Here is a 17,898-nt window from a genome sequence, read left to right on the forward strand (position 1 = left end):
GCGTTGATGGCAAGAAACAGCGCGTAGCCGAGCGTCGTCACGTTCGGCTTGAGCACGCGTGCGATGTTCTCGATGTCCAAGGGGCTCCCTCGCGGTGCGGTCTGCTCATGGTTCCACGAGAGCAGTATACCCGAAGCGCGGGCCGAAGCGCAGCGGGCACCGTGTCACCCGCTGCCGATGGTGACGCATCTGACCTGGGACTTCTCGAAATTCGCATATTTCATGTGACAAGCGGCGGCCACGCAGTGCCACAATGGGCGAGCCCGCTGGGGAAGGCGGGCAGAGGACGAAGAGAAGATGAGAGGGAGGGACCATGACGAAGACGATGGACCAAGGCGTTTCCCGCCGCACGTTCGTCAAGGGTTCGGCGCTGGCCGGCCTGGGTGCTGCCGCGTTCGGAAGCGGCGCGCTGTTCGGCTGCGCTCCGAAGGAGGAGGCCGCCCCGGAGGGCGCGACGGAAGGCGCCGCCGAGGACATGGCCGTCACGGGCGCCAACACCGTGGGCGCCGAGGAGACCACGACGTGGGGCCACTGCGCCATCAACTGCCCGGGCCGCTGCAGCCTGAAGTTCCACGTGAAGGACGACGAGGTGGTGTGGGTGGACACCTTCACCAGCCCCGACGCCAGCTTCGACGACCCGCAGCCCCGCGCCTGCCTGCGCGGCCGCAGCTACCGCCGCTGGATGAACAGCCCCGACCGCATCAACTACCCCCTGAAGCGCGCCGAGGGTTCCAAGCGCGGCGAGGGCAAGTACGAGCAGATCAGCTGGGACGAGGCGGTCGAGATCGCCACGACCAAGCTGCAGGAGGTCATCGAGAAGTACGGCAACGAGGCCGTGTACATCCCCTACGCCACTGGCGTTTCGGCTTCCACGTCGCGCCCGTTCTACCGTCTGCTGGGCCTGATGGGCGGCTACCTGGGCTTCTACAACAGCTACTCCACGGCGCAGATCAGCTGCATCACGCCCTACATGTACGGCGCCAAGAACAATGGCGGCTCCACGCTGTCTGCCGCCGAGGACGCCGCGCTTGTGCTCGTGTTCGGCTCGAGCCCGGTGGAGACCCGCCAGGGCGGCGCCGTGTCGCACTACGACTGGGCGCACCTGCGCGAGAAGACCGGCGCGAAGATCTACCTCATCGATCCCCGCATGAGCGACTCGGCCATGGGCCACTCCGACCAGTGGATCCCCATCAACCCGGGCACCGACGCCGCGCTCGTCGCCGGCATCGCGCATGAGCTCATCGCCAACGACCAGGTGGACCTCGAGTTCCTGCACACCTATTGCGTGGGCTTCGACGAGGAGACCATGCCCGAGGCCTACCAGGGCAAGAACATGTCCTACCGCGCCTACATCATGGGCGAGGGCTACGACATGGTGGAGAAGACCCCCGAGTGGGCCGCCAAGATCACCGGCATCCCGGCCGCCCGCATCAGCGAGCTGGCCGAGGAGATCGCCACCACGCATCCGCTGTACGTGAACCAGGGCTGGGGCCCGCAGCGCCGCAGCAACGGCGAGTGGACCGCCTGGTCCATCATGACGCTGCCGTGCCTCGTCGGCCAGATCGGCCTCGAGGGTACGAGCAACGGCACCCGCGAAGGCTCCAACGGCGTGTCGCTCAGCAGCCTGCCGCGCGGCGAGAACCCGGTGAAGACCTCCATCCCGTGCTTCCTCTACACCGACGCCATCGACCACGGCACGGAGTTGACCTCGAAGAACGCGGGCGTCAAGGGTGCCGATGCGCTGTCTGTGGGCATCAAGTACATGGTCAACTACGCAGGCAACTGCCTGACCAACCAGCACTCCGACATCAACAGGGCCCACGAGATCCTGGCCGACGACACCAAGTGCGAGTTCATCCTGGGCGTCGACACTGTGATGTGCGACTCCATCATGTACTCCGACGTGATCCTGCCCGACCTGTTCCGCTTCGAGCAGCTGTCCATGATCGGCACCGGCGGCGACAACGGCTACATGATCGCCGGCACGGCGGCCACCACGCCGAAGTTCGAGCGCAAGACCGCCTACGAGATGTGCGAACTCATGGCCGACAAGCTGGGCGTGAAGGACGCGTTCACCGAGGGCAAGACCGAGGAGGACTGGATCAAGGAACTCTACGAGCAGTCCCGCGAGAAGGACTCCGAGCTTCCCACCTACGAGGAGGCCATGGAGATGGGCGTGTACGTGCGTCCCGGCAAGAAGAAGATCTCCATGCAGAAGTTCCGCGAGGATCCCGCGACCAACCCGCTGGAGACTCCGTCCGGCAAGATCGAGATCTTCAGCGAGAAGCTGCTGCAGTTCACCGAGGGTTGGGAGCTGCAGGACGGCGACACGCTGGCCGGCATGGACACGCTTCCTCCGCTCCCCGTCTACCTGCCCGAGTGGTTCGGCGTGGAGACCACGACCGACGAGTACCCGCTTGCGCTCAACGGCTTCCACTACCGCGGCCGCATCCACTCCTCGTGGGGCTTCATCCCCGAGCTCAAGGAAGTCAACCCGCAGGAGGCCTGGATCAACCCGGCCGACGCCAAGGACCGCGGCATCAAGCAGGGCGACACGGTGCATGTGAAGAACCAGTTCGGCGAGATCGAGCTTCTGGCCAAGGTCACGCCGCGCGTGGTGCCCGGCACGGTGGCCGTCTCGCAGGGTGCCTGGTACGACGGCGATCGCAAGGGCGGCGTGGACAAGGGCGGCAGCATCAACACGCTCACCACCCAGCGCCCCTCGCCGCTGTCGAAGGGCAACCCGCAGCACACGAACATCTGCCAGGTGACGAAGGCGTAAGCAGCGAGCTTAGGGAAGGAAGATAATCATGTCTCAAATGGCATTCTACTTTGACGGCACGCGCTGCACCGGTTGCAAAACCTGCGAGATGTCGTGCAAGGATTTCAACGATCTGGGCGTGGGGCTGACGTTCCGCAAGGTGCTCGAGGCCACGCTCGGCGAGACCGTGCGCGATGCCGACGGCGCGGTCACCACGACCTGCGTGAGCTACCCGGTGTCCGTGTCGTGCAACCACTGCGACATGCCCGTGTGCATGGCGAAGTGCCCGCAGGGCGCCATCTCGAAGGATCCGGAGACGGGCATGGTCACGTCGGATCGCGAGAAGTGCATCGGCTGCGGCACCTGCTCGCTGACGTGCCCCTACGGTGCGCCGAAGGTGGACGAGGAGGCGAAGAAGTCGGTCAAGTGCCACGGATGCGCCGACCGCGTGGCCGCCGGCCTGAAGCCGGTGTGCGTGGAGGCCTGCCCCTCGCGCGCCCTCGACTTCGGCACGGCCGACGAGATGGGCAAGATGGGCGAGCGCGCCAACATCGCTCCGCTGCCCGACGCGTCCGAGACCACGCCGAACTTCTTCATCAAGGCGTCCGCCGACGCTCAGCCGGTGGGCTCGGTCGAGGTGGCCAACCCGCTCGAGGCCATGTAGGGCCTCTGACGAGGGCAAGGGCGCATCGGCGAGCGAGCGAGTCTGCGATGTGAGGCTTGTGAAAACCACCGATGCGCCATGAACGAAGGCGGGGTGCGCTAGAATAGGCGTGCTCCGCCTTCGCTTTTGCAGGGCGGACGGCGCATCGGGCGAGAGGGGGTTCGCACATGGCCCAACAGGCATTCTTCTTCGATATGACGCGGTGCAGCGGCTGCAAGACGTGCGAGCTGGCCTGCAAGGACGCCTATGACTTGAAGGTGGGCACGACGTACCGCCGCGTGTACGAGTACGCGGGCGGCGAGACGACGAAGGACGCGCAGGGCTGCTGTACCTCCACGTGCTTCGGCTACTACGTGGCGCTGTCGTGCTGCCACTGCGACGACCCCGCCTGCGTGAAGGTGTGCCCCACCGAGGCCATGCACAAGGAGCCGGGCACCGGGCTCGTGCGCGTGGATGCGCGGATGTGCATCGGCTGCGGGTACTGCCACCTGTCGTGCCCCTACGACGCGCCGAAGGTCGACCGCGAGAAGGGGCATTCCGTCAAGTGCGACGGCTGCGCCGACCGCGTGGCAGCAGGTGGCGCGCCGGTGTGCGTGGAGGCGTGCCCGGCTCGGGCGCTCGCCTTCGGGCCGGCCGACGAGATGGCGAAGCGGGGCGAGCGCGCGAACGTCGCGCCCCTGCCCGAGGCGGCGGTCACGGTGCCGAACCTGTTCGTGCGCCCCTGCGCCGACGCGCGGGCGGCGGGATCGAAGGACGGGCGGATCGAGAATCCGCTCGAAGTCCAGTGAGGGAGAGAGCTATGGTTGCCGAATACGACGACGAGACTTTGGAGGCCGTGGCCTTCGTGGGCGACGCGCTGGCGCCGTTCTATCTGAACGACCCGGTGAAGGGCGAAGCGGGGGAGGCCTTCGCGGCGATGGCGGCGCTCGACGCGGATGCGGCCGCAGCGGAGTGGCCCTTCGCGGAGCCTGCCGTCGCGCGGGAGTGCCTGGGGATGATGGTGCGCGGGCTCGCGGCGGGCGTCGAAGACGACGCGCTCGTGTGGGAGTACCGGCGCCTGTTCGTGGGCCCCGCGCCCAAGCCGGCCCCGCCCTGGGGCTCAGTGTACACCGACCGCGAGTGCGTGGTGTTCGGCGCGTCCACCCTGGAGCTGCGCGCTTGGATGCGCGCGCACGGGGTGGCGCGCACGGTGGACGAGAAGACGCCCGAGGACCACATCGGGCTCATGCTGGCGCTCATGGCCTGGATCGCCCGCGAGCAGCCGGCCGACCTCGCCGAGTACCTGCGCCTGCACCTGCTCACCTGGGCTCCGCACTTCCTGGACCAGCTGGCCGAGGCGGCGGGGCACCCCTTCTACGAGGGGCTCGCGCGCCTCACCCGCTCCTCGCTCGAGGGCGTCCGCGAGGCGCTCGGGCTCGAGGTGGCCGTCCCGCGCTTTTACCGCTAGGGCGCGCACGTGGCCACGGGCTTCGACACCGCGCTCGGCGAGATCACGCTCGTCCTGTTCACCACGCTCGCGCCGTCGGGCGTGGTGGCGTTCATCCTCATGGGCCTGCCCGCGCTCTCCCCGCGCCTCGACGCGGCCATGCGGCAGCGGTTGAACGCGTTTCTGGGCGTGCCGCTCGTCGTGTCCATGGTGGGGCTCGTGGCCTCGGCCACCCACCTCGGCAATCCGGCGAACGCGCTCTACGTGTTTCTGGGCGTGGGGCGCAGCCCGCTTTCCACCGAGGTGTTCTTCGCGGTGGTGTTCCTGGCGCTCGCGGGGCTGTACTGGCTGTACTCGTTCGCCGAGCACGCGCGCCCGGGCGTGCAGCGCGTGTGGCTGGCCGTGACGATGGCGGCCGGCGCGGTGTTCGTGGTGGCGGTGGGTTTCGCGTACGCGGCCGAGACCATCGTGTCGTGGTACACGGTGTACGTGCCGGTGAACCTCGTGCTGAACGGCCTGGCAGGCGGGCCGGTGCTGGCGCTTGCGGGCCTGTCGGCGGCGGGCTTCGAGCCGGTGCGCGGCCGATGGGGGAGGGCGTTGCTCGTGCTGGCGGGTGCGGCGCTTGCGGCCAACGTGGTGGTGTTCGGCTTGCAAAGCGCCGATTTGCCCTCCATCGAGAACTCGTTCGTCACGGCGGCGGAGCTCGTGCCCACCAACGGCATCATGATCGCCGCGTTCGGCGTGCTGGGCCTGGCGGGCATCGGCCTGGACGCCGTCGCGCTGTTCGGGAGCGCGCGCCTCACCGTGCGCCGCGCCGTCGTCGCCACCCTCTTCGTGCTGGCCGGCATCTTCATCATGCGCTTCTCGTTCTACATGATGCACATGACCGTCGGCCTAGGGGTGTGACAAAGGGACGGGGGTAATCGTCACTGATGACATTACCCCCGTCCTGCGTCATCCTGCGTCATCGGTGACGATTACCCCGTCCCTTTGTCACACCCTCACACCCCGTGCATGCGGAAGCGGGCTTTGCCTTCCTTCTTGGCCTCGTAGAGGGCGGTGTCGGCGCGGTCGTATACGGTGGTGAAGTCCACGCCGTTCTCGGGAACCATGGCGATGCCGGCCGACACCGACAGCTCCACGGTCTTCCCGCCCGAGGCGGCGGCGTGCCAGCGGTTCCCGCAGAGCGCGGCCACCCGGTGCCTGATATCGTCGGCGGAGATGTCCTCGCAGTACACGATGAACTCGTCGCCGCCCCAGCGGCAGATGAGGTCGCCCTTGCGGAAGGCGGCCTTCAAGTGCTTGCCGATGCCCGAGAGCACCGAGTCGCCGCACAGGTGCCCGTAGCGGTCGTTGATGCTCTTGAAGTCGTCCAGATCGACGATGACGAAGGCCCCGGCGATGTTGTTCTCCGCGGCGCGGGCGAACAGGCTGAGCAGGCGCGCCGAGCCCGTGTCGCGATTGAGCAGGCCGGTGAGCGCGTCGTGCTCGGCGCGTTTTTGCAGGCTGAGTTCGCGGCGCTTGCGCTCGTCGATGTCCATCACGTAGAGGTAGGCGTACACATCGGGGCGCTCCGGGAAGCGCATGAGGTGGTAGCGCAGCTCGGTCCATCGCTCGCCCGGCTCCTCCGCGTCGGCGTCCGTGCGCTGCCGGTACTCCACCATGCGCGAGCTCACGCCGTTCTCGAAGTCCTCCAGCATGCGCTGCGGGTCGAGCAGCGCTTCGACCGCCTGCGCGTCCCGCTCGTCGGGGCTCACGAAGGAGCGGATCGTCTCCCGCACGTCGAAGCGCCCCCAATCCTGGAAGCGCATGCCCAGGCGCCGCTCGAGCAGCGCGCGGTCGTCGGCGTCGAGGAATGCGCCGCGCGTGAGGTTGACGCACCAATGGTGCGCCGACCGGGCGCTGAGCAGCTCGAAGATGCGCCCCTTGTCGCTCACAACGCTGAGCGAGGCCATCTCGCGGCGCTGCCGGTCGGTCGCGTCCTCCACCGCGGCGTAGAACAGGCGCCGATCCTCTTGGCGGCTGAGGAAGAACACGCGCATCTTCAGCCACATGAGCTCGCCCGACAGGCGGTAGCGGCGCACGACGCCCTCCGCGCCCGACACCGGGTGCAGCTCGGCCTGGCGGAACAGCTCCATGACGGCGGGCAGGTCGTCGGGGTGCACCTGCTTCCAGATGACGGTCTGGCGCTCCTTGAGGTCCACCGGGTTGCAGCCGGTCACGCGGTAGTATTCGTTGTTCACCTGCATGATCTCGAAATGGTCGTCGTGCACGGCGTACACGGCCATGCCGCCGATCAGGTTGTCGATGATGGCGCGGCTCATCTCGTCCTCGTGCACGAGCACGTCCATGTCGATCATCTCGATCGCGGGGCTCAGCACTCCGCGGTAATCGATGACGCCCTCCACCGTGAGCAGCTCCTCGAGCGATTCCCGGTCCATGGGCCGGTGGAAGTAGTACCCCTGCGCGTAGTCGCAGCCGATGTTGCGCAGGAATTCCACCTGTTCGGCGGTCTCCGCGCCCTCGGCGATGATGCGCAGGTCCATGAGGCGCGCCATGGACACGATGGCCTCCAGGATGCTCTCGCCGCGCTGCGCGTCGCGCTCGCGGCTGAGGAACCCCATGTCGATCTTGATGATGTCCACGTTGATGCTCTTGAGCATGTTGAGGGACGAGTATCCGCTGCCGAAGTCGTCCATGAGGATGGTGAAGCCGAGCTCCTTGAGCCGGTTCACCGCCTCGGCCATCTTCTCGTCCTCCGCGTAGGCGCTCTCCGTGATCTCGAGCTCCAGCAGCGAGCGGTCCAGCCCGTAGCGCGTGACCAGCTCCTCGAGGGTGTCCACGACGTCGATGGCGTACAGGTCGGCGCGCGAGATGTTCACCGACACGGGGATGGGCCGGCCGCCCTGGTCGATCCACGAGCGGATGTGCCGGCACGCCTCGTCCCACGCATACAGATCGAGGCTCGCGATGAAGCCGTTGCGCTCGAGCACGGGGATGAACTCGCCGGGCATCACCAGGCCGCGCTCGGGATGCTGCCAGCGGATGAGCGCCTCGAGCCCCACCACGCGGCCGGTGCGCGTGCTGCACTGCGGCTGGAAGTACAGGATGAACTCGCGGTTCTTGAGCGCCTGCTTCACCTCGAGCAGGATCTTCGCCTCGCTCTCGAGCTCCTCGGCCATGGATGTGCGGTACCGCGCCACCTGCTTGGCGTAGGAGGCCTTCACCGAGTTCATGGCGATCATGGCGTGGTCGCAGGCGGTGACCACCGACTGGCCTGCGGCGATCGCGCACACGCCGAGCGCGGGTTGGAAGCCGATGGTGTCCTCGGTGTCGAAGGGCGGCTTCTTGAGCTCCCGCTCGACGAGTTCTTCCGTGATGGTGCCGAGCGGCACGATGAGCGCGAAGTCATCGCCGCCCAGGTAACCGGCGATGCCGCCGAACCGTTGCGCAGCGCGCTCCAGCCGCCTGGCGATGGCCCGCAGGATGGCGTCGCCGGCTTCGCGCCCGTGCCATTCGTTGTAGATCTTGAAGTGCTCGATGTCGATGTACAGGGCCTCGAAGCGGGCGTCGGGGCGGGCGGCCGTGAAGGCCTCCGCCTTGTCGTAGAACGTCGAGGCGTTGTAGAGCCCTGTGAGCTGGTCGCGCTCCCGCAAAAGCTGGATCTGCGACGCCTCGGCGTGCCGGTCGCGCTCGCGCACGTCTTGGTCCACGTCGGAGACGAAGCACATGACCACCGCCTCGCCGCCCGTCCCGCGCTTCACCGGCACGATGGACTGCCGCGCCCAGGTCCAGTCCCCCGAGGCGAGCTTCTTGCGGAACTCCCCGTGCAGCGAGCCTCCCGCCGCGTCGAGGCGCTCGATGAGCGTGGTCAGGTCCCATAGCTCCTCGAAGCGCGCGCGGTCCTCCGGGTGGATCAAGTGGGCGGCCACCTCGTCGTGCAGGTCGGCCAGGCGGCCTTCGAGCGGCGGGATGGCGTACTTGCCCGGCTCGTGGTAGAGCACCTTGTACGCGTCGTCGGTGAGGTTGAGCTCGAACAGCTCGTCGTAGGAGGAGGGCTCGCTCAGCGCGGCGAACAGGCCGCGGCTGTGCTCGTCGATGGGGCAGCCCGAGAACAGCACGCAGGGGCCCTGGTCGAACCAGTCCAGCTCGAGGCAGGTGATCTCGTACCACTGGTCGTGGCGGGCGCTGTAGATGACGCTTTGCGCGGCGTGGCATCCTTGGTCCGCCTTCCAGGTGCAGTCGGCGCAGGGCTCGGCGTTGCCACGGAAGCAGACGTAGCACTTCTCGCCGATGCGCCCGCCGGGAAAGACCGTGCGCGCGGCGCGATCCATGTACACCACGTCGTAGTCGCGGTTGATTACATACGTGTGGCCGCTCTTCGACGGCTCCTTGCCACGGGTGGCCGGCATGGGGTTCTCCTGTTCTCGGGCCCGATGCCCCCCATTGTAGTGCCTTGGTGTAGGTTTGTCTTGGGATATTTCCCGTGCGCGCCTGCGCGTCCCCTGTCCCAAATGGGGACAGTCCCCATTTGGGACATTTTGACTCCCCCGGTTGCGGCAGGAATTTGCGGCTGTGGCACGCGCGGCGCATTCGCGAAATTCGCGACCTGGGAAAACGTCGGCGGCTGGTCGTCCGAGAGGCCCGAATCCCGTCCGATCCGTGCCACAGCCGCACATTCCTGCCACTTGGTTGGAGCGACTGGCAGTACCTCCGTGCGCTATGCCCGGCGATCCTCGCGGGCCTCGATCACGTCCAGGAGCTCCTGCTTGCTGTGGACGTCGAGCTTCTGGTAGATGTGGCGCAGGTGCGTGGTCACGGTGCCGCGCGACAGGTAGAGCTCCTCCTGGATGCGGGTGCTCGAGCGGCCCTTCGCGAACAGGATCATGATCTCGGTCTCCTTCGGCGACAGGCCGTACTCGCCGGCCACCTCCTTGCAGCGGTCCTGGAACCGCTGGCGCTTCGGCTCGGCGGCGCCCTCCTTGTCCTCGTCGCCCTTCGCCAGCGCGATGAGGTCGCTCTCGTTGAACACGAACATATACGAGATGAGGATGGCCAGCGTGGCCAGCAGCGCGATCAGGCTGAGCGTCTGCGGCTGAAACGGCGCGAACGCGCATACGGCCTGGCCGGCGGCCGAGCCCAACAGCACGCCGAGCGTCACCATGCCCCAGCCGATGCCGAACACCATGTGCGACGACAGCCGGTAGGTGAACGAGATGTCCGCGAGCAGTATCCAGATGAGCACGTTGAACGTGCCGTAGCCCGTGAGCGCGATGGTGCTCTCGATCTCCGAGTAGCCGGTGAACACGGGCAGCAGCATGAAGAACACGGCCATCACCAGCATCACCGAGCGGTACACCGGCCGCAGCCCCGTCTCGCGCGAGAACAGGACGCACCCGTAGATGATGGCCATCGTGAGCAGACTCGACCACAGCAGCGGGAAGCGGTAGAAGCTCTCGGCCGACGCGCCGATGGACGTCATGAACACCGCGCGCACCACGCCGTCGGCCAGCCCGATGAGGCACGCGCAGATGCCGATCTTCCACGAGAACGTGCCCAGATGGATGGCGAAGGGCTTCACGGCTGGCTCGCGCGCGGGCGACCAGGCCTTCATCTTCACGAACAGGATCCATCCCGATACCGCGGGCAGAAGCGCGCACACGATGCACGCCGCCACCGAGGGCAGTCCCAGCACCACGGGGAACAGCGCGGCCGCGATGAAGAAGGCGAGCGGCGCCTCGAACGAGGTGCGCCGCGGGTCGAGGTTGCGGTAGAGCTCGCCGTAGCCGAGGTCGATGATGCCCGACCCCACGCCGGTGAGCAGCGCGCCGGCCAGGCAGAGCGCGACCTCGGGGGCTCCCGGCAGCGTGGCCGAGGCCAACGCGAGCGTGCCAGCCACGATGAGCACGGGCCCGAGCGCGCGGAACGACGGCCGCCCGATGAGCACGGCGAAGCGCTCGTGCCACACAGCGCTCGCCAGCAGCGTCGCGCACAGCATGACGGTGGATCCGAGGTAGGCGATGCTCGGCACCGTCTGGCCGTTCCAGGTCATCGAGCTGGCGGCGGTTCCCAGGAACATCAGGTACACCCACGCGCGCGCCATCGCGAACCCCAGCATGCGCAGGTTCAGCAGGCTGCGCGGCCGCGTCTGGCTCAGGCGCTCCCGCGCGATGGCGAACGGCGATGGCTGCTCCACGAGAATTCCCCCTCAAGATCCCGCCCTCGAACGCCCATTATACCCCTCGGCAGCGCACCGGCACGGCTTCGGCGGCGAGTCAACCGCCTCGCGCCCGCATTCTGCCCACCAGGCATTTCGCCAAAATCATGGGAAACGCATGATGCTCCGCGCGCCCCGTGGCGAAAGTTTTCGCAGAAACGCATGATGCGCGCCGCCCGCCGGCGGGCCACACTGGAGGGCATCCGGGAAGGCGGCAGGGGGCCGCCCTCCCCAGGAAACGAGACGGAAGAAGGAGGAGGAATGGGCAAGCTCAACCTGACGCGTCGAGCGTTCGCGAAGCTCTCCGCCATGACCGGCGCGGCCATCGTCTGCGCGGCCGCCGCTCCGCACGCGGCGCTCGCCGAGGACGCCGCCGCGCCCGCCAAGGGCGACGACGTCAAGCGCGTGCGCACCTGCTGCCGCGGCTGCGGCAAGATGGAGTGCGGCGTGTGGGTGACCGTGCAGAACGGGCGCGCCGTGAAGGTGGAGGGCGACCAGTCGTCGTTCCAGTCGAGCGGCAACTGCTGCGCCAAGTCGCAGTCGTCCATCCAGGCGGCGTACCACCCCCGACCGCATCTACCACCCCATGAAGCGCACCCGCCCCAAGGGCGAGGACCCGGGCTGGCAGCGCATCACGTGGGACGAGGCGATGCAGACCATCGGCGAGAAGTTCCAGGAGATCATCGACAAGAACGGCGGCCAGGCCATCTTCAACATGGCGGGCACGTCGCGCCAGTGGGTGTACGGGCCCTACGCGTTCTACAAGTGGCTGTTCGACACCCCGAACGCGCACGTGGCGTCCGAGATCTGCAAGGGCCCGCGCCGTTTGATGGGCTGGATCAGCTCGGTGGACGGCGCGCCGTGGATGGCGCTGCGCGACGGGCCGCGCGTGTACGTGCAGTGGGGCACCGCGCCCGAGAACTCGAACTACGACGACTCGTGCCGCAACCTGGTTGACAAGATGACCTCGGCCGACGTACACATCTGCATCGACCCGCGCCTGTCCGGCTCGGGCAAGGAGGCCGACTACTGGCTGAACCTCAAGCCCGGCACCGACGGGGCGCTGGCGCTGTGCTGGCAGCACATCATCATCAAGCACGACCTGGTGGACTGGGAGTTCGTTAAGCGCTGGACCGACGCGTCGCTGCTGGTGGTGGAGGACATGGAGCCCACGGGCGGCCGCTACATCGACCTGTCCTCGCCCGTCCAGGTGCCGCCGCTTCAGGACCTCATCGGCACGAAGCTCAAGACGCGCCTGCTCAAGGAGAGCGACCTCAAGGAAGGCGGCAGCCCGCACAAGTTCTACGCGTGGAACAAGAAGGCCAACGATGGCGCGGGCGGCCTCGTGTACTGGGACGCCGACGCCACCCAGTGGGAGGGCTGCAACCACACGGCCCCCACGCGCGACCAGATGGAAGTGGTGTACAAGGGCACGTCGCAGGAGGGCTACCTGCCGCCCCTGTCCTACTGGGAGCTGGAGGAAGCCGGCATCGACTTCGATATGAAGGGCACGCACGAGGTGACGCTTGTCGACGGCACGAAGCATACGGCCAAGCCCGTGTGGGCCTACCTCGAGGAATCCGTGGCCGAGTGCACGCCCGAGTGGTGCCAGGAGAAGACGGGCCTCGACCCCGCGCTCGTGGAGGAGGCGTGCCTCGTGTGGGCGACGCGCCCCGCCGGCCAGACCTACGGCAACGGCGGCATCCACCTGAACCTCGCCCCCGACCAGGTGGGCAACTGCACGCAGACCGTGCGCGCGGTGCTGCACCTGTCGTATATGACCGGCAACTTCGACGGCCCCGCCGGCAACCGCGGCCTCACCCGCACGCCGGTGGACGAGCAGGCCACCGCTGCGCCCGGCGCCAACATGCCGCAGGAGGTGAAGTGGACGCTCAAGGGCATGGAGGCCATCACGGGCGAGCCGCAGTGCCCGCCGTTCTACCTGACCGACGTGAAGCTGGAGCCCACGAACATCCCCGACCGCCGCGAGGTGCTCAGCAACATGGTGGGCGGCGAGAAGTTCCCCATCCTGCCGTATTACAACGAATGGGCCGACGCCACCTGCCTGTGGGAGGCGTGCCTCACCGGCGAGCCGTATCCGCTCAAGGGCGGCATCAACGAGTCTGGCTCGTTCATGAACATGTCCAACGCCACGATGGCGTGGGAAGCCCTGGCCACGCTCGACTTCTGGGTGGACATCAACATGTTCCATCACCCCGGCACCGAGATGGCCGACATCCTGCTGCCGTGCCAGCATTGGATCGAGATCAACAACATCCGCGTGAGCCAGGGCGCGTCGGGCGGCATCGGTCTCACGCAGCGCGCCGTGGAGCCGCCGAGCGACACGAAGTTCGACTACGACATCAACCGCCTGATCTTCGAGGCGCTCGAGAAGCAGGGCAACCCCAACGGCACCTGGATGAACATCAAGGGCGACGGCCCCGGTGCGTACCATCACGACGAGCGCCTGGAGGACTGGTTCCAGGCCCACAACGAGAAGACCGGCTTCAACACGCCGTACCCGGGTTGCAAATGGGAGCACTTCGAGGACTTCAAGCAGGACTTCCAGGAGAACGGCTGGATCAACGCCAAGGAGATCGAGCCCGACCGCTGGGGAACGTACCGCCGCTTCGAGACGGGCTGGATGCGCATGGGCAAGGACGCCTGCACGGCCACTCCGTGGTCGGTGGACGAGAAGGGCCAGCCGGTGAACAACTTCGGCTGCCCGACGCCCAACGCGCTCGTGGAGTTCTGGTCGATGGCGTTCGAGACGTTCTGCATCGACATGGCCAACGAGTTCGAGCCGGGCAAGTTCGACGTCGTCAAAGAGATGATGCCCAACTACGAGCCGCCCGCGTCTTCGGCCGATGGAGGCGTGATCGACCTCGAGGAGTACCCGATCGTCCTCACCACCGGCCGCCGCATCCCCGTGTACTTCCACAGCGAGCACCGGCAGCTGCCGTGGTGCCGCGAGCTCTGGCCGGCGCCGCGTCTGGAGATGAACCCCGAGGACGCCGCTGAGCTGGGCCTCGAGCAGGGCGACTGGGCCTGGATCGAGACCGAGTGGGGCAAGGTGCGCCAGTGCGTGGACCTCTACCACGGCATCGCGAAGGGCTGGGCCAACGCCGAGCACGCGTGGTGGTTCCCGGAGCTTCCCGCGCCCACGCACGGCTGCATGCTGGCCAACATCGAGTGCATCTGGGACCCGCACGGCCAGGACAAGTTCATCAGCTCGCACCACATGCGCGGCGTGCCGGTGAAGATCTACAAGGCCACGCCCGAGAACTGCCCAGACGGCAAGGTGATCCCCTGCGCGCCGGAGGACGGCACCGAGATCATCTACGACGCGTCCGACCCGCGGCTGAAGGAATGGCTGCCCAACTACGAGATTCGAGAGGAGGCGTAAACCATGACGCAGTATGCGATCGTCACCGATTTGAACCGGTGCGTCGGCTGCCTCGCCTGCATGGTGGCGTGCAAGGCCGTGAACAACGTGCCCATCGGGTCGTACTGGAACAAGGTGCTGCGCATCGGGCCCTCGCTGAAGGAGGGCGCGAAGGCGTCCAACGACGTGGAGATGTACTACCTGCCCGTGCAGTGCCAGCACTGCGCCGACCCCGAGTGCGTGAAGGTGTGCCCGACCGGCGCCTCGCAGAAGATGCCCGACGGCACCGTGCAGATCGACAAGTCCAAGTGCATCGGCTGCCAGTTCTGCGCGATGGCCTGCCCCTACAACGTGCGCTATCTGAACGAGGAGGAGCGCGTGGTGGAGAAGTGCACGCTCTGCGAGCAGATCGTGGGGCAGGGCGGGCTCCCGCAGTGCGTCATCCAGTGCGGCGGGCGCGCGAGGTTCTTCGGCGATAAGGAGAAGGGCATCGAGTCGTTCGAGGCGCCGGCCGTGGGCTACGACGTGGACCGCTCCTACGACAACCTGTACACGGGCAACCGCGTGACGCTCGGCGAGCTGGCGCAGCCCTTCGACGAGGCCACCGACCTGCACCATCTGCCCGACGTGGGCAACGGCCCCGAGTTCGCGTTCATCCTGCGCAACCGCGACTGGAAGGGAGATGAGTAGCCATGGAATTGCAATGGCCTTTGATCGTGTTCACGACCTTGGTGGCGTGGTCGGCGGGGCTCTTTGCGAGCCAGAGCCTGATGGCGCTGGTCGGAGCGGGGAAGAAGTCGCAGATGACGGCGTGGGTTGCGTCTGCGGTGCTGCTGGCCGTCGGCGGCGTGGCGGTGTTCTTCCATCTCGAGCACTGGGAGAGGATCTTCAACGGGTTCGGGCATCTGACGTCCGGCATTACCCAGGAGCTGATCGCCATCGTGGTGCTGGCCGTCGTGGCCGTGGTGTACCTGGTCATGATGCGGAAATCTTCTGATGGGGCCTCGGTTCCGAAGTGGCTGGCCGGCGTGTCGATCGCGGCGTGCGTGATCCTCGTAGCCGTCATGGCGCATAGCTACACCATGGCCGCGAGGCCTGCCTGGGACAGCGTGCTCTGGATCCTGTACGTCCTCGGCAACGCCTGCGTCCTCGGCCCGTGCGCGATGGCCGTCATCATGTCGCTCAAGGGCGACGACGTCAAGCCCGTGGCGCTTCCGGCCCTCGTCGGCACGGCGATCGCGGCCGTCACCGCTGTGGCGTTCGCCGCCTTCCTCCAGGCCTCTGGCGGCTCCTTCGCCGAGGTGGGCTTCTACTTCGACCCGACCCACCCGACCAAGGCCATGGCCGACGCGGCCGCGACGGTCGCGGGCCAGGCGCCCCTCCTCTGGGGCGGTGCCGTGGTCGTCGGCGCGATCGTGCCCCTGGTCGCCGCCTTCGTCGGCCGCAAGTCCGCCAACTGGAAGCTCTGGGGCTCCGCCGCGGTGGTCGCCGCCCTGATCGGCGCGGTCTGCCTCCGCGTCGCCTTCTACAACCTGGGCCTCAGCGTCTTCATGTTCTACTAGCGTTGAAAATGGCATAAAAGGGGACAGTCCCCTTTTATGCCAAGAAGGTGTCCCAAATGGGGACTGTCCCCATTTGGGACATCCGGAGCCCCCTGCGGGCGCGGTTCGTCTCCCCCAAACCCCCTTGCAGACGACGAGCCGCCCCCGCAGGGGGCTCCTTTCAAGAACGTTGCTTTTGCTTTTTGACAGCACCCCTAGCCGATGATAAGCGCGGCGTTTCGCCCCCGCAGATTCGCCCGTTACCGCCGAGCTTTCAGCACAAGTGTTCACGTGAAACAATGTCGCCGCCTACTCTTCCAGCAGGTCGAGGAGCTCTTGCTTGCTGTGGACGTCGAGCTTGCGGTAGATGTGGCGGGTGTGGGTGGACACGGTGTTCTTCGACAGGTAGAGCATGTCGCGGATGTAGGGCTGGCTCCTCCCCTGGGCGAGCAGCTGGAAGATCTCGGCCTCGCGCGCGGAAAGGCCCCGGTCGGCGGCGATGCGCGCGCAGCGGGCCTCGAAGGATTCGGACTCGGGTGCGGGCGCGACGACGACGCCCTCAACCTCGCTCGCCGCGATGACGGGCGTCGGCGCGCCTTCCGACCACGCCACGTCCCGCCGTGGCACGAGCAGCGTCGAGCAGATGAACGCGCCCACCAGCGCGAGCGCGGCCGTCTTAGGGTCGAGCGCGCCCGCTGCGATGGCCTGCTTCGCCAGCGCGCCGCCGCCGAAGCCGATGAGCACGCCGGTGTAGGCGGCGCATTCCCCCAGGCCGATCAGCAGCGTCGGCGTCTTGCCCGCCCGGTTCGCCAGCCGCACGAAGTAGATGATCATGATGATTTCCAGGCCCGTGAACGTGGCGTTGCCCAGGATGCCCGAGAGCGCCAGGCAGGCCTCGTTCGGAAACGCCGCGAAGATGATGGCCAGCGCGAACGGCGCGATGATCCACCGATAGAGCGAATCGAGGTCGATGCGCCGCGAGAACAGCACGATGGAAACCGAGAGCGCGATGGCGAACAGCGTGCCGAGCGACGCCGTCCACGGCTCGTGCAGCAGCGCGGGCGCGCCGGCGGGGTGGATGGAGGGCAGCAGGCAGCCCACGCTGTACGACGCCAGCAGCAGGGCGAACATGCGCGCGACCGTGCCCGGCCGCAGACGCGCGGCGGCCCGCTCGTCCGCGGGTGGATCCCCTGCGGGCAGCTCGCCGCCCGTGTAGCTGCGGCGCGAGAGCAGGTAGAGCGCGCCGGAGGCCACGGGCAGCAGGCTGACCACCGCGACCGACAGCGCATCGCTCAAGGTGGGCACGAACAGCGTGATGACCAGCGTCATCGCGAACGAGGCGGGCACCGCCGACTCTATGAGCTCCAGGTCGAGCCGCGCGTACAGGTTGATCCACAAGAGGATGAGCGCCACGGGCCCGATGCCGGTGCACACCGCCCCCAGCACGGTCGCCGCGCCCCGCAGCGCTTCCGGGGCCAGCGGCTCGAGCGCCACGAGCAGGGTGCCCGCAAACGAGAGCGCGGGCCCGGCGACGGCGAGCGCGCGGCTCGCCAGCATATCGCGTTTGCGGGCGGCCAGCGCGAACACCAGGAACGCGATTGGCGTGATGACGGCCGAGAGCAGCCAGGTGGCGCCCGGCGAGGCCGAGAGCCCGCCCGCCGGCCCCGCGATGGCCTCCGTGTCCCACACGCACGTGCTCCACGCGTACACCAGCCCGAAGCCTAGGAGGCGCAGCGGGAACGGCGGTTCGAGCCGCGCAGCCAAGCGGTCGAGCGAGCCGCTTGGGGCGTCGGATGCGGGGGATGCGGGCATGGTCGTTCCTTTCGACAGGCTCGAGGTTAGCGCACGCGGCATGAGGCGGCATCACCTATAACACGTGATTTTATCGGAGAATCCCCTGGCAG

11 protein-coding genes and 1 pseudogene are annotated in these 17,898 nt (G+C 67.5%); 9 read left to right on the plus strand and 3 right to left on the minus strand.

Annotation, left to right across the window (positions count from 1 at the left end; genetic code table 11):
- Window positions 1–313 precede the first annotated feature (313 nt).
- The 5 genes from FX134_RS11375 (at window position 314) to FX134_RS11395 (ending at window position 5,757) form a co-directional block, all read left to right on the plus strand.
- Entirely contained in the window at window positions 314–2,782 is a 2,469-nt protein-coding gene (locus FX134_RS11375) for a DMSO/selenate family reductase complex A subunit (protein ID WP_087881568.1), read from the plus strand.
- A 28-nt stretch (window positions 2,783–2,810) separates the two neighbouring features.
- On the plus strand, window positions 2,811–3,425 hold the full coding sequence (locus FX134_RS11380; RefSeq protein WP_080801936.1) for a 4Fe-4S dicluster domain-containing protein: 615 nt from the start codon (window positions 2,811–2,813) through the stop codon (window positions 3,423–3,425).
- A 167-nt stretch (window positions 3,426–3,592) separates the two neighbouring features.
- Window positions 3,593–4,213 (plus strand): 4Fe-4S dicluster domain-containing protein, encoded by a 621-nt coding sequence (locus FX134_RS11385; RefSeq protein ID WP_080801938.1) that lies wholly within the window; start codon window positions 3,593–3,595, stop codon window positions 4,211–4,213.
- Window positions 4,214–4,224: 11 nt separating this feature from the next.
- Entirely contained in the window at window positions 4,225–4,872 is a 648-nt protein-coding gene (gene dmsD, locus FX134_RS11390) for a Tat proofreading chaperone DmsD (RefSeq protein WP_080801941.1), read from the plus strand.
- Window positions 4,873–4,881: 9 nt separating this feature from the next.
- Window positions 4,882–5,757: a dimethyl sulfoxide reductase anchor subunit family protein gene (locus tag FX134_RS11395; RefSeq protein ID WP_080801944.1), complete on the plus strand. Its 876-nt coding sequence runs from the start codon at window positions 4,882–4,884 to the stop codon at window positions 5,755–5,757.
- A gap of 95 nt (window positions 5,758–5,852) precedes the next feature.
- Here the strand turns inward: FX134_RS11395 and FX134_RS11400 are convergent, their stop codons facing one another.
- Together FX134_RS11400 and FX134_RS11405 are read right to left on the minus strand one after the other, a co-directional pair.
- Window positions 5,853–9,263: an EAL domain-containing protein gene (locus FX134_RS11400; RefSeq protein ID WP_080801946.1), complete on the minus strand. Its 3,411-nt coding sequence runs from the start codon at window positions 9,261–9,263 to the stop codon at window positions 5,853–5,855.
- A gap of 308 nt (window positions 9,264–9,571) precedes the next feature.
- Window positions 9,572–11,047 (minus strand): LuxR C-terminal-related transcriptional regulator, encoded by a 1,476-nt coding sequence (locus tag FX134_RS11405; protein WP_232050930.1) that lies wholly within the window; start codon window positions 11,045–11,047, stop codon window positions 9,572–9,574.
- Between the two features lie 456 nt (window positions 11,048–11,503).
- Between FX134_RS11405 and FX134_RS14850 the strand changes: the two are divergent.
- The 4 genes and pseudogenes from FX134_RS14850 to FX134_RS11420 form a co-directional block, all read left to right on the plus strand.
- Window positions 11,504–11,572, plus strand: a pseudogene (locus tag FX134_RS14850) (hypothetical protein); the annotation flags it as partial.
- Window positions 11,573–11,654: 82 nt separating this feature from the next.
- The gene (locus tag FX134_RS11410; RefSeq protein ID WP_232050931.1) at window positions 11,655–14,474 is read left to right on the plus strand and encodes a molybdopterin-dependent oxidoreductase; all 2,820 of its coding nucleotides are present in this window, start codon (window positions 11,655–11,657) and stop codon (window positions 14,472–14,474) included.
- Between the two features lie 3 nt (window positions 14,475–14,477).
- Window positions 14,478–15,143, plus strand: a complete 666-nt coding sequence (locus FX134_RS11415; protein ID WP_080801949.1) for a 4Fe-4S dicluster domain-containing protein — start codon at window positions 14,478–14,480, stop codon at window positions 15,141–15,143.
- 2 nt (window positions 15,144–15,145) lie between these two features.
- Window positions 15,146–16,015: a dimethyl sulfoxide reductase anchor subunit family protein gene (locus tag FX134_RS11420; RefSeq protein ID WP_080801952.1), complete on the plus strand. Its 870-nt coding sequence runs from the start codon at window positions 15,146–15,148 to the stop codon at window positions 16,013–16,015.
- Between the two features lie 288 nt (window positions 16,016–16,303).
- Here the strand turns inward: FX134_RS11420 and FX134_RS11425 are convergent, their stop codons facing one another.
- The gene (locus FX134_RS11425; RefSeq protein ID WP_080801955.1) at window positions 16,304–17,806 is read right to left on the minus strand and encodes a helix-turn-helix transcriptional regulator; all 1,503 of its coding nucleotides are present in this window, start codon (window positions 17,804–17,806) and stop codon (window positions 16,304–16,306) included.
- Window positions 17,807–17,898 lie beyond the last annotated feature (92 nt).

The organism is Arabiibacter massiliensis, from assembly GCF_902386925.1.
GTDB lineage: Bacteria > Actinomycetota > Coriobacteriia > Coriobacteriales > Eggerthellaceae > Arabiibacter > Arabiibacter massiliensis.